At 34.8% G+C, this 12,585-nt stretch carries 12 protein-coding genes and 5 tRNA genes; 11 read left to right on the plus strand and 6 right to left on the minus strand.

Annotated elements, in window-relative coordinates:
- Positions 1–66: 66 nt before the first annotated feature.
- The 6 genes from CJF42_RS10880 to hemA form a co-directional block, all read right to left on the minus strand.
- Complete coding sequence (locus CJF42_RS10880) at positions 67–870, minus strand: tetratricopeptide repeat protein (protein WP_095366715.1); 804 nt, start codon at positions 868–870, stop codon at positions 67–69.
- Between the two features lie 162 nt (positions 871–1,032).
- Positions 1,033–1,407, minus strand: a complete 375-nt coding sequence (locus tag CJF42_RS10885) for a SirB2 family protein (RefSeq protein ID WP_095366716.1) — start codon at positions 1,405–1,407, stop codon at positions 1,033–1,035.
- 25 nt (positions 1,408–1,432) lie between these two features.
- Positions 1,433–2,983, minus strand: a complete 1,551-nt coding sequence (locus tag CJF42_RS10890; protein WP_095366717.1) for a DUF3369 domain-containing protein — start codon at positions 2,981–2,983, stop codon at positions 1,433–1,435.
- 25 nt (positions 2,984–3,008) lie between these two features.
- Positions 3,009–3,890 carry a peptide chain release factor N(5)-glutamine methyltransferase gene (prmC, locus tag CJF42_RS10895; RefSeq protein WP_502694787.1) on the minus strand — a complete coding sequence of 294 codons (882 nt, stop codon included), beginning with the start codon at positions 3,888–3,890 and terminating at the stop codon, positions 3,009–3,011.
- 2 nt (positions 3,891–3,892) lie between these two features.
- Positions 3,893–4,978: a peptide chain release factor 1 gene (gene prfA, locus CJF42_RS10900; protein ID WP_095366718.1), complete on the minus strand. Its 1,086-nt coding sequence runs from the start codon at positions 4,976–4,978 to the stop codon at positions 3,893–3,895.
- Positions 4,979–5,009: 31 nt separating this feature from the next.
- Positions 5,010–6,263 carry a glutamyl-tRNA reductase gene (gene hemA / locus CJF42_RS10905; RefSeq protein WP_095366719.1) on the minus strand — a complete coding sequence of 418 codons (1,254 nt, stop codon included), beginning with the start codon at positions 6,261–6,263 and terminating at the stop codon, positions 5,010–5,012.
- Positions 6,264–6,380: 117 nt separating this feature from the next.
- Between hemA and lolB the strand changes: the two genes are divergently transcribed.
- The 11 genes from lolB to CJF42_RS10960 all read left to right on the plus strand — a co-directional run bounded on the left by lolB (position 6,381) and on the right by CJF42_RS10960 (position 12,482).
- Entirely contained in the window at positions 6,381–6,983 is a 603-nt protein-coding gene (lolB, locus tag CJF42_RS10910; RefSeq protein WP_095366720.1) for a lipoprotein insertase outer membrane protein LolB, read from the plus strand.
- On the plus strand, positions 6,968–7,843 hold the full coding sequence (gene ispE / locus CJF42_RS10915; protein ID WP_252097590.1) for a 4-(cytidine 5'-diphospho)-2-C-methyl-D-erythritol kinase: 876 nt from the start codon (positions 6,968–6,970) through the stop codon (positions 7,841–7,843). The genes lolB and ispE overlap by 16 nt, the downstream gene beginning before the upstream one ends.
- Positions 7,844–7,938: 95 nt before the next feature.
- The gene (locus CJF42_RS10920; RefSeq protein WP_095366721.1) at positions 7,939–8,886 is read left to right on the plus strand and encodes a ribose-phosphate pyrophosphokinase; all 948 of its coding nucleotides are present in this window, start codon (positions 7,939–7,941) and stop codon (positions 8,884–8,886) included.
- A 209-nt stretch (positions 8,887–9,095) separates the two neighbouring features.
- Positions 9,096–9,701: a 50S ribosomal protein L25/general stress protein Ctc gene (locus CJF42_RS10925; protein ID WP_095366722.1), complete on the plus strand. Its 606-nt coding sequence runs from the start codon at positions 9,096–9,098 to the stop codon at positions 9,699–9,701.
- 22 nt (positions 9,702–9,723) lie between these two features.
- Positions 9,724–10,308, plus strand: a complete 585-nt coding sequence (pth, locus tag CJF42_RS10930) for an aminoacyl-tRNA hydrolase (RefSeq protein WP_095366723.1) — start codon at positions 9,724–9,726, stop codon at positions 10,306–10,308.
- Between the two features lie 39 nt (positions 10,309–10,347).
- Positions 10,348–11,439: a redox-regulated ATPase YchF gene (ychF, locus tag CJF42_RS10935; protein ID WP_095366724.1), complete on the plus strand. Its 1,092-nt coding sequence runs from the start codon at positions 10,348–10,350 to the stop codon at positions 11,437–11,439.
- Between the two features lie 473 nt (positions 11,440–11,912).
- Positions 11,913–11,989: transfer RNA gene (locus tag CJF42_RS10940), tRNA-Met, on the plus strand.
- 52 nt (positions 11,990–12,041) lie between these two features.
- Positions 12,042–12,126: transfer RNA gene (locus CJF42_RS10945), tRNA-Leu, on the plus strand.
- Between the two features lie 22 nt (positions 12,127–12,148).
- A tRNA-Gln gene (locus CJF42_RS10950) sits at positions 12,149–12,223 on the plus strand.
- Between the two features lie 39 nt (positions 12,224–12,262).
- Positions 12,263–12,339, plus strand: a tRNA-Met gene (locus CJF42_RS10955).
- A gap of 58 nt (positions 12,340–12,397) precedes the next feature.
- Positions 12,398–12,482 (plus strand) — tRNA-Leu (locus CJF42_RS10960).
- Positions 12,483–12,585: the final 103 nt, after the last annotated feature.

A 12,585-nucleotide genomic window follows, 5' to 3' on the forward strand; every position in this document is an offset into this window, starting at 1 on the left:
TTCTCTCCTAATTATATTTATATTAAACCCAATCAATAACGATAAAATCCAATTGCTTGATAGTTTTTAATGGATTGTGTTTATGTTATTTTCCATTTCTTCAAGTTGATGCTGAATAAGTTCAATCGCTGGATCATCTGGACATTCACTTATAAAATACTCTAAATCTTCTCTTGCCATTTCTGAGCAATTAATATTTCTTAAAAGATATCCTCTATCTCGTCTTTCATAGGGATCATCACCAGTGATTATCATTAAAAGTTCAATACAATTGAGCGCTTGATAATTTTTATTCTCAGAAATAAAAGCCCACTTTTGATGTGCAAGAAATAATTTATACAAATTATCTTCAGGCACAACTTGAAATGAATCTGCATTATCGTCAGGTGATAAATTATCCGGCTTTAAATACCAAGATTGTTGCCCCGAAGCAGGATCAATCAAGTATCCTTCATCCTGACTCATCTTTACATTAACCATTAAACTCGTTTCAAAGACCGCAATACACACATCAAAGTTAAGTTGATATAACACATGCTTTAAAATGAGTGCTAAAGGTAAATCACTGCCAGTACGATAAATTAAAGAATAAGATAGACTATTTAATTTACTTTCTTCAATACGTTGACTTGTACCACTAAAAGCCCAATCACTATAAAAGTGATCGACAAGTAAGTCCAAACCTTCATGTTGAGTACTGCAACTACTTACTATTTTTTTAGCTTCAATAACGAGTTCATGCAAAATATCTAAATATTTTTTTACATCTGTTATGGCAAGCCATCTAAACTCTGCTTTTAAGCAGGCATGTATGGGTTCTAGTTGATCATAATCTTGTTCATGATCATCAAACCAGATATCTGACTTCAATACCTGTACAACTCTATAAATCTCAAAAGGCCTATAGTTTACCTATGTTTGAGTTCAATTTCATTAGGAAAATATAATTAACCTTTTTCAGAAGATGCTTTGAGGGTTTTAAGGACAATAGCAATTGATAAAACTAGCTCAATTGCTACTTAAAAAATAATTTTATAAAAAGAAAGCGTGTTTAGCGCCTGCTAAATACCCAATGAGACATAAACAAACAGTACATATACCTAAAATAGCAAACTGTTTACCTTTCTCAGTTTGTTTTAACAAAATAAAACCTAATACAATATAAGTGATTACAATCACTATCTTTTCTAATAACCATGTATGTTCAAGTAGATTAATTTCTGCCATATAAATTAAAGTAAATGCACTTATTAAAAGTAAAGTATCCCCGATATGGCTACTTACAAATAAAATTTTATTTTTTGCTAATTGCCAATTATTTAACCTTGATATTGCACGTACATAAAATAACACTATGCTCAAAATAACAAATGTTAAATGCATGTGTTTAATTGCGATATAACTCATTTACTTCAACTCCCCCGTATTTTATTTAACTATCTAAGTTTACTGATAGAATTTTTTCAAAAAGTTGAATATTACTACTTAATAAATCAACTAACTGTGGCTCGAAATGTAATCCTTTTTGTTTTTGGATCTCCCTTAATGTTTTCTCTAAATCCCAAGCTTCTTTATAACACCTTTTATGTCTTAAGGAGTCATATACATCAGCTAAAGCAACAATACGGCCATATATATGTATATTATCACCTTTAAGCCCTCTTGGATAACCTGTTCCATCCCACTTTTCATGATGTTCTCTCGCTATTAAAGCACCCGCATTGATAATCGAGCGACGAGAATTTTTTAGAATTTGATAACCTTTTTCCGGATGTAATTTCATCAAATCCCACTCATCACTATTAAGTCTATCTGTTTTATTGATAATCGTATCTGGTATAACTATTTTCCCCACATCATGTAAAGGTGTGGCATGTTTTAATATTTCAGCTTCAACATCAGATAATCCATATAAATTAGCTAATTTATATGCTATATGAGCAACACGTTTGACATGGTTGCCAGTTTCACTTGAACGCTGTTCAACAGCTTCCCCTAACCTATATACAATTTCTCTCTGAGTATCTTCAATTTCAGATTGCAGTTGAATATTTTCATAAGCAATCTGAACATTTTGTGAAAAGATTTCAATTAAGTGCTTATGTGAAGATGTTATATTTTTGGGTACACCTGAAACGTAAAGCATAGAATTATGATTGCATTCACTAGAACAATAAGCAAAAAGATAATCATCTTTATAAACAATGCTTTTTTCTCTAAGTGATTGCTGACAAGCATTTAGCTGTTCACCACTTAGGACATCTTCAAGAAACTTTCCTTCGGATTCTTCAAAATCTCCTTGCCCAGAAAATACAACTAATTTATTTTGACACCCGTTTTCAATTGGATTACTTGCGACTAATGTTGTTGCATACATAGCTTCATCAACAGTTCCTATTATAGATGTCAATTGCTGAATTACACCTTGAATAAAATTTTCTATTGAATGCGCTGAAAATATATCGCGAGAAGCAATAATTATTTTTTCGAGTCCTTGGCGAGATTGCTCTATTGATAAAATATCTCTGTATGAGCGCAAACTAGACATAACGACAGTGAATAGTTTTTGTGCTGTTAATTCAGTTTTAGATTTATAGTCATTAATATCATAATTAACGATCACTTGACGTTCAGGAGCTTGACCAGGTTGCCCAGTTCTTAAAATAATTCGAACATGATTATTTTTAGCTTGTTCTCGAATAAATTGTGCTACTTTAAGACCCGCATCATCGCTTTCCATAACAACATCGAGTATAACAATAGCAACATCAGGGTGTTTCAAAATAAGTTCTTGTGCTTTTTTTCCTGAGTAAGCACTTAAAAACTCAAGACCTTTACCTTGAAATTTAAAATCACTCAACGCAAGTTTAGTAACCGCATGTACTTCTGGCTCATCGTCTACAATGATTAGTTTCCATGTACCTTGTTCGATAGTTACTATTTCTTCTTCAGGTTCATCAGAAAATAAAAAGTCTTCTGCCATTTGATACTCTCTTATAACTTTAGCTCTATTCAGTGCCAAACTGTGAAACTGTAATACGATCATTACCAGATAAATCAGTAAAGGTCTTAATACCTTTATAAGACATTTGGATTAAAAAATCACTTACTTGTTGAGATTGATTGTAACCATGCTCTAATAATAATACGCCATTTTCATTTAGATGTGATCTTGCTTGCATAATGATATGTTTAAGATCAGCCATGCCATCATCTTGAGCAACTAAAGCACTTAAAGGTTCAAAGCATACATCGCCTTGGTTTAAATGTGGATCATTAGGTTCTATGTAGGGAGGATTACTGACAATGACATCATACTTTTTATTTTTTAAAGCACTGAACCAATTACTTTTTATAAATTGTACTTTACTAAATTGATTATCATTATTTAGCCTCTGACGATTACGTTCTGCAAGTTCTATCGCAGCTTGAATGCGATCGCAACCGGTAATATTCCAATTTGGATATTCGCTGGCGATAGCTAATGCGATTGCACCTGTACCAGTTCCTAAATCAAGTAAAGAAATATCATTTGTTATTTCTAGTGCTAATACCTGCTCAACTAAAGTTTCTGTATCAGGTCTTGGAATTAAAGTTTGTGCATTAACTTCTAAAGGCAAGCTCCAAAACTCTCTGAAACCAACAATATGCGCAATGGGTTCTCCTAACTTTCTTCTTTGTACCATTTCGAAAAAACGTTTTTGTTGTTCCTGAGACAACTTTTTTTCAGGCCAAGTAAAAATATATGTACGCGTTTTATCAATACAGGCTAATAATAAAACTTCTGCGTCTAACTTAACTGTATCTGACTTATTATCTTCTGGTAAAGCTAAAAAGGCGCTGACTGCAGCAGCCAACGCCTTTTCAATCGTCAAAATAGTATTTATCACGATTATTGATCAGCCATCGAAGCAAGTAAATCAGCTTGATTTTCTAACATTAGTGGATCGATTACAGCGCCTAAATCACCAGCCATAATTTCATTTAGTTTATACAAAGTTAAGTTGATTCTATGATCACTCACACGACCTTGCGAGTAATTATAAGTACGAATACGATCAGAGCGATCTCCAGTACCAACTAAGTTTCGTCGTTCACTTGCTTCAGCAGCTTGACGTTTTTCATCCTCAGCTTGTTGTAAACGTGCTCCTAAAACAGACATTGCTTGCGCTCTATTTTTATGCTGAGAACGTTGATCTTGACATTCAACAACAACGCCTGTGGGTATATGCGTTAAGCGGATCGCTGAATCTGTTTTATTTACGTGCTGACCACCCGCTCCCGATGCACGGAAAGTATCTATTTTAAGATCTGATGATTTTATTTCAATTGCCTCGGCTTCTGGAATTTCAGCCATAACAGCAACAGTACAAGCAGAAGTATGTACACGACCTTGAGATTCCGTTTCTGGAACACGTTGAACGCGATGCGCACCTGATTCAAACTTCAGTTTTCCGTATACATCATCACCTGTTATATGCGCTATCACTTCTTTAAAGCCGCCATGATCACCTTCATTTGTCGTAACAACTTCAAGCTTCCATTTTTGTGTTTCGGCATAACGACTATACATACGAAATAAATCACCTGCAAAAATCGCAGCTTCATCTCCACCAGTGCCAGCTCTTACTTCTAAAAATACATTATTTTTATCTTTTGGATCTTTAGGTAACATTAATACTTGTATCTCGTCTTCACATTTTGCTAATTGTGCTTTTGCTTCTTTAAATTCTTCTTGCGCCATTTCACGCATATCTGGATCTGAATCTTTTAGCATTTCTTCTGCAGCCAAAATATCTTCATGCGCTTCTTTAAAAGCTAAAAATGTTTTTACCACACCTTCTAATTCAGAATACTCTTTAGACAGTTCACGAAAACGATTTTGATCACTGATCACTGAAGGGTCACTTAATAATGCTTGTACCTCTTCATAACGCTCTTCAATTGTTTCTAATTTATGATAAACCGACTCTTTCATTTACTATAACTGCCTATTTTTTTATTGATGATCACTCATCTATACCTAAAATATATTTTAATTGGACTAATTGGGCAAGCTCACCATCTTCAGCGGCCAGTTTAATTGAACGTGTAGGTGCGTGCATTAAACGATTACTTAATTTATTAGCCAATTCCAATATTACTTTTTCAGCAGGTTTACCTGCACTAAGTTGTGCTGTAGCACGTTCTACTAATTCATTTTTTATTCCGTTAACCTGCATACGATATTCTCGTATTAAGTCTACGGAATCGAGCGATTTAAGCCAAACTTCAAATTCAGCTACTTTTAAAACAATAATTTCCTCAGCTTCTTCAGCTGCTTTTAATCTACTTTGTACATTTTGATTAACAATCGCTTGCAAATCATCAACTGTATATAAATATGCATCATTTAATTGCGCTACCTGACTTTCAATATCTCTCGGAACTGCAATATCTACAAATAACATCGGTTTATAACGGCGTGCTTTTAATGCTTGTTCAACAACACCTTTCCCTATGATAGGCAGTGTACTTGCAGTTGAACTTATCACAATATCTGAGTGTATCAATTGTTCTGGTACTTGTGCTAATGATACTACATTCGCATCAAATTCAGCTGCAACTGTTTGCGCACGGGAAATAGTTCGATTAGCTACTATCATATTTTCACAGCCATTTTGCTGTAAATGCCGTGCAACTAATTCTATTGTCTCACCTGCGCCTATTAATAACACGTTAATTTTATCTAGTTTACCATAAATGTGCTTTGCAAGACTGACAGCTGCATAGGCAACTGACACCGCACTGGCTCCAATATCTGTTTCTGTTCTAACTTGTTTGGCTACTGAAAATGTTTTTTGAAATAAACGCTCAAGCAATACACCAACACAAGATTGATTTTTAGCATTTTGATAAGCTTGTTTAATTTGCCCAAGTATTTGCGGTTCACCTAATACCAGTGAGTCCAAACCACACGCAACACGCATCAAATGTGAAGTAGCGTGATTATTAGTATAATAATAAGTATGTTGACTTAACTCTGTTTCTGTTAAATGATGAAAACTAGCTAACCAAGCTAATAAAGTTTGGGAATTATCGTCCTCAAGGCTACAATAGATTTCGGTTCTATTACAGGTAGAAACAATCACAGTTTCTAGAAACACTGAAGAATTTAGCATTTGTTTTAAAGCTGTCTCTAGCTGCTCGACAGAAAACGCGACTTTTTCTCGTAAATCAACTGATGCAGTTTTGTGATTAATACCTAGTACAACCAGACTCATAAAAAAAAGACCTATTAAACGATATTTATAATTAAGCCCACAGAAGAGCTAAATAATGCTTATAATAACGAATTTTACGAAAATCAGTCGAATAAGGAAAGGAGGGAACGAAAATAGATGCGATTATATTTGATTTTGCTCATGTTTTTTTTATTTATGTCAGGATGCGCTCAAAAAATATCAAATAAACAAGAACTTTTATCTGATTGGCAAGCACATTTAGACAAACAAGCCCGTTGGAAAGCAAACGGAAAATTGGCTTTTATTAGCAAACAAAGCCCCCCTTCTGTTAATTTCACTTGGCAAAATCAAGGTGACAGTAAATCTCCTGATTTTAAATTGAAACTAACAACAATCTTTGGTACTCAAATACTCGCCTTGACCCAAACAAAATCAAGTGCTCAGTTGGATTACGATGGTGTAACTTATTTGGATGTCGATGCGCAAAATTTATTGAACAGATTAACTAACTTATCTTTTCCTGTGAATGATGCTGCAAACTGGTTAAAAGGACGTCCTCAAAGCCTAAATATAAAATATGATGAATTTGACCGTATTATGTTGGCTAGCATTAAAGATAACCAAGGTGAAAATTGGCAGGTCACATATAACCAATATGTCAAAAAAAATGGCGTTTGGTTACCCACTAAACTCAATTTAGTTAACAATAATCTTAAAATTAAAATTAAAATGCAAATTCATTCATGGCAGTTCAATTAATGCAAACAAATACAACACAAGTAACTTCTTTTATTGCACCAGCAAAATTAAACCTTTTTTTACATATCAATGGACGCCGATCTGATGGATATCATGAACTAGAAACATTATTTATTTTTTTAGATTATGGTGACATTCTAACTTTTGAGGTGACAAATACTAAAGAAATCATATTAATAGATGAGATTTGTAATATTAAACCTGAAGATAATTTAATTATAAAAGCCGCCATAGCATTACAAATAGCTACTAATTGTTCGTTTGGTGCAAATATATCTTTAAAAAAAGTATTACCTATGGGTGGAGGTGTTGGTGGAGGCTCTTCTGATGCAGCGACAACTTTATTAGTTTTAAATTTACTGTGGCAGACAAATTTATCAATAGAGCAACTTTGTGATATTGGTATCAAGCTTGGAGCTGATGTACCTGTATTTATTAAAGGTGAAGCTGCTATCGCGCAAGGTATAGGTGAACAACTGAAGCCCATTGATTTAGAAGAAAAATGGTATGTAGTAGTAAATCCAAATGTACATATCAGTACAGCTAAAATATTTAATCATCCAGACTTACCTCGCAATACAACAAAACTTAAGGATGATTGGAAACAATCAAAAATAAACAATGATTGCGAAGAATTGGTTAAAAAATACTATCCGGAGGTTGATAAAACCCTCCAGTGGTTGTTAAAATATGCCCCGTCGAAAATGACGGGCACAGGCGCATGTTGTTTTGCAAGCTTTGAAACACAAGCTCAAGCACAATGCGTTCTGGAAGCTTTGCCTAATTGCTGGCAAGGTTTTATAGCCAAAAGTGCTATGATTTCGCCTTTACATAAGCAGATCAGCATAGAAATAAAGTAACATACCCGACCGTTTTTTAGCTTTATATTAAAGTTTCAACTTTAATATAAATTATATTCGGTAAACCCAATAGTCAGTGCCTGAGGAAATCTACTGTGCCAGACATGAAGCTCTTCGCCGGTAATGCAACACCTGAGTTAGCTCAAAAAGTTGCCAAACGTTTATATATTGAAATGGGACAAGCGGAAGTAGGTCGTTTTAGTGACGGTGAAATCGCAGTTCAAATTAATGAAAATGTACGTGGGTCGGATGTATTTATCATCCAATCGACTTGTACCCCTACTAATGATAACCTGATGGAATTAATCGTCATGGTTGATGCACTTCGTCGTGCATCTGCTGGTCGTATTACAGCAGTTATTCCATATTTTGGTTACTCTCGTCAGGACAGACGTGTACGTTCTGCCCGTGTTCCTATCACTGCAAAAGTTGTTGCTGACTTTTTATCAAGTGTGGGTGTTGACCGTGTATTAACGGTTGATTTACACGCAGAGCAAATACAGGGTTTCTTTGATGTGCCAGTTGATAATGTTTTTGGTACACCTGTACTACTAGAAAACATGAAAGAAAAATCATTTGATGATGTTGTTGTTGTATCACCTGATATCGGTGGTGTTGTACGAGCGCGTGCCGTTGCCAAGCTATTAGATGATGCAGACCTTGCTATTATTGATAAACGTCGCCCTAAAGCGAATGTTTCTCAAGTAATGCATATTATTGGTGATGTTGCTGGTCGTGATTGTATTATTGTTGATGATATGATTGATACTGGCGGTACATTATGTAAAGCAGCTGAAGCACTTAAAGAACATGGCGCTAAGCGTGTTTTTGCTTATGCAACTCATCCAATTTTATCAGGAAACGCTGCGGAAAATATTCGTAACTCTGTCATTGATGAAGTTATTGTAACAGATTCGGTTCCTTTAACTGATGAGTTAAAGGCAATTGATAAGATCACTGTATTAACACTTTCAGATATGCTAGCTGAAACGATCCGTCGCATCAGCAATGAAGAATCAATTTCTGCAATGTTCGATCAATAATAAGTCTTATTATAATAAATTCTTTATTAAGCGCTGATTAATCAGCGCTTTTTTATCCCCCCAATAAAAGAAACTCATCCCTTTTAAAATCTCATCTATAAAAATATTACATTTAATATTCAGTAGTGTTATTATGGCGCGCCTATTTTTGGTGGACTCTTTGGTCGCGAAGAGTTTAAACATAATTTTAAAATATATTGGAGACAAAAATGTCTAACGAAATCTATACATTAGATGCTGAACTACGTGTTGAACTAGGTACGAGTGCGAGCCGCCGCCTACGTAAAGAAAATAAAGTTCCAGCTATCCTTTACGGAACTGAGAAAGAAGCAGTATCTTTATCTTTTGAGCACAAAAAGGTAATCAAAGCACAAGAAAACGAAGGCTTTTACACGCATATACTTACTTTAAACATTGCAGGCGAGCCTGTTCAAGCAATCTTAAAAGATATGCAACGTCACCCTTTTAAGCCAGTTGTAACTCACTTAGATTTCCAGCGTGTTGATGCTACTCATAAAATACACACTAAACTACCAATTCACTTCATCGGTGAAGAAGCAGTTTCAAAAACTGGTGCTACAGTATTACACCAAGCAACTGAAATCGAAGTAAGCTGTTTACCAGCTAACTTACCAGAATTTGTTGAAATTGATGTTTCTGCTTTAGAAGCGGGTGTTACTCTTCATATTTCTGATGTAAAACTTCCTGAAGGCGTTTCTTCAATTGAGCTAACTAAAGGTCACGACTTGGCAATAGCCAACATTAAAGTACCAAAAGCTGTAGTTGAAGATACTGAAGAAGAAGCAGCAGAATAAGTAATTTTTAAGGTAATTAACCTTGAATTCAATTCAAATGCTTGTGGGCCTGGCTAATCCAGGCCCTGAATATGCTAAAACACGTCACAACGCAGGTGCTTGGTTTATTGAGCAAATTGCACATCACTACAATTGCACTTTAAAACATGATCTTAAATATCACGGCCTAACGGGCAAAGTGATAATCCAAAAACAAGAATTTAAACTATTGATCCCCACCACATTTATGAATTTAAGTGGAAAATCAGTAGGTAGCTTAGCAAATTTCTTTAAAATCCCTGTTGAAAATATTTTAGTTGCTCATGATGAGTTAGATTTAGATCCAGGCATTGCTAAATTTAAAAAAGGCGGTGGACATGGTGGACATAATGGTCTCAAAGATATTATTAGCAAAATGGCAAATAAAAAAGACTTTATGAGACTACGCATTGGCATTGGACATCCAGGTCATCGAGAACAAGTTACAGGTTGGGTATTAGGTAAAGCACCAAAATCTGAGCAAGAATTGATGGATGCAGCGATAGATGAAGCCGTACGTTGTTTAGAGATTTTAGCAAAAGATGGTGTGCTCAAAGCACAAAACAGATTACATTCATTCAGACCATAAATTAATTGGTTAGATTGTCAAAATAAAAGGTATCCTCAAATGGGTTTTAAATGTGGCATCGTCGGTTTGCCTAATGTTGGTAAATCAACACTCTTCAACGCGTTAACAAAAGCTGGCATCGAAGCTGCTAACTTTCCATTTTGTACGATTGAACCAAATACAGGTGTAGTGCCTGTTCCAGATTCACGTCTTGATCAACTCGCTGAGATTGTTCAACCACAAAAAATCTTACCAACTACAATGGAATTTGTAGATATTGCAGGCTTAGTGAAAGGTGCATCTCAAGGAGAAGGTTTAGGTAATAAGTTTCTGGCTAATATACGTGAAACTGATGCCATTGGTCATGTTGTTCGTTGTTTCCAAGATGATAATATCGTTCACGTTTCTGGTGATATTAAACCTGAAGATGATATTGATGTTATCAACACTGAGTTGGTACTTGCTGACATGGAAAGCACTGATCGCGCTATATTCAGAATTGCTAAAAAAGCTAAAGGTGGCGATAAAGATGCTAAAGTTGAATCTGCAGTACTTGAGAAAGTTAAAGTTCATTTAGATCAAGGTTTAATTTTACGTTCACTTGAGCTTACAAAAGAAGAATATGCAGCAATTGAGTATATTAATTTCTTAACGATTAAACCGACTATGTATATCGCTAATGTAAGTGAAGATGGTTTTGAAAATAATCCATACCTTGATAAAGTTAGAGCAATTGCTAAAATAGAAGGTTCTGTAGTAGTAGCCGTATGCGCAGCTATTGAATCCGAACTATCTGAACTTGATGATGAAGATAGATTAGAGTTTATGACTGATTTAGGTTTAGAAGAGCCTGGTTTAGATCGTGTGATCCGCGGCGGTTACGATTTATTAAATCTACAAACTTATTTTACCGCAGGTGTTAAAGAAGTACGTGCTTGGACTATTTCTAAAGGTGATACTGCACCACAGGCTGCAGGTAAGATTCATACTGATTTTGAAAAAGGCTTTATTCGTGCTCAAACAATTGCTTTTGAAGATTACATCGAATTTAAAGGTGAAAACAAAGCAAAAGAAGCAGGAAAAATGCGTCAAGAAGGTAAAGACTACATTGTTAAAGATGGCGATGTATTAAACTTCTTATTTAACGTTTAATCTAAAAATATTTAAAAACCCGCACTAGCGGGTTTTTTATGCCTAAAATATCTCTTAATATTAAGGGATATCGATTCAACATTTTAAAATATAACTTTCCCCTTCTCTACTCATCAAATTATAAGCTAATGGTATAAGTATTATTTATCTTCAAATTAAAATTTTTATATTAGAAATTTGACATTCTATCACTCGGCTTTTTTATAACTGCCATAAGTTTCTAGAAAATATTTTTATAGTCGTTTAATATTATTTTCTGATACGATCTTAAAAGTTGTAAAAGCTAATCAATTTAATACCTTTTAAAGTGAGCTGAATAACAATAAATAATCCTATTATGTATTCTTTTTTTAATCAGTTAGTTTAAATTTCCTGCAAACGGCCCTTTCATGACACTTTTTTTAAAAAAAGTTGTTGACGCAATTGAGGGTTATCCGCATAATACGCCCGCACCGCAGAGATGCTTAAGAAATGGCTACTTAGCTCAGCTGGTTAGAGCACATCACTCATAATGATGGGGTCACAGGTTCAAATCCCGTAGTAGCCACCATTACTATCTTTGCATGCATAAAACTAAAAGTTTCTTTTTTGAAACTGGTGTCGCGGAAGTGGCGGAATTGGTAGACGCGCTGGATTTAGGTTCCAGTATCGTAAGATGTGAGAGTTCAAGTCTCTCTTTCCGCACCATTTAGTTTTAATTGATTATTTTTGGGATATCGCCAAGCGGTAAGGCACCGGGTTTTGATCTCGGCATTCCCAGGTTCAAATCCTGGTATCCCAGCCAATTTTTAATTAAAGTGAGTGATAATCAAAAATAAAATATGGCTACTTAGCTCAGCTGGTTAGAGCACATCACTCATAATGATGGGGTCACAGGTTCAAATCCCGTAGTAGCCACCATTTTAAAGTTTAATAGAAACTTAAAATCTATTATTATTTCAATGTAATGTATTGAAGTGCGGAAGTGGCGGAATTGGTAGACGCGCTGGATTTAGGTTCCAGTATCGCAAGATGTGAGAGTTCAAGTCTCTCTTTCCGCACCATTCTTGATTTGAATTAAAACAATCTGCAACAAAGTTATTTTTAGGGATATCGCTAAACGGTAAAGTAGAAGAGACCTTTTGATCTCGCTATTTCTCCCAGGCT

The organism is Pseudoalteromonas sp. NBT06-2 (assembly GCF_002276045.1).
GTDB lineage: Bacteria > Pseudomonadota > Gammaproteobacteria > Enterobacterales > Alteromonadaceae > Pseudoalteromonas.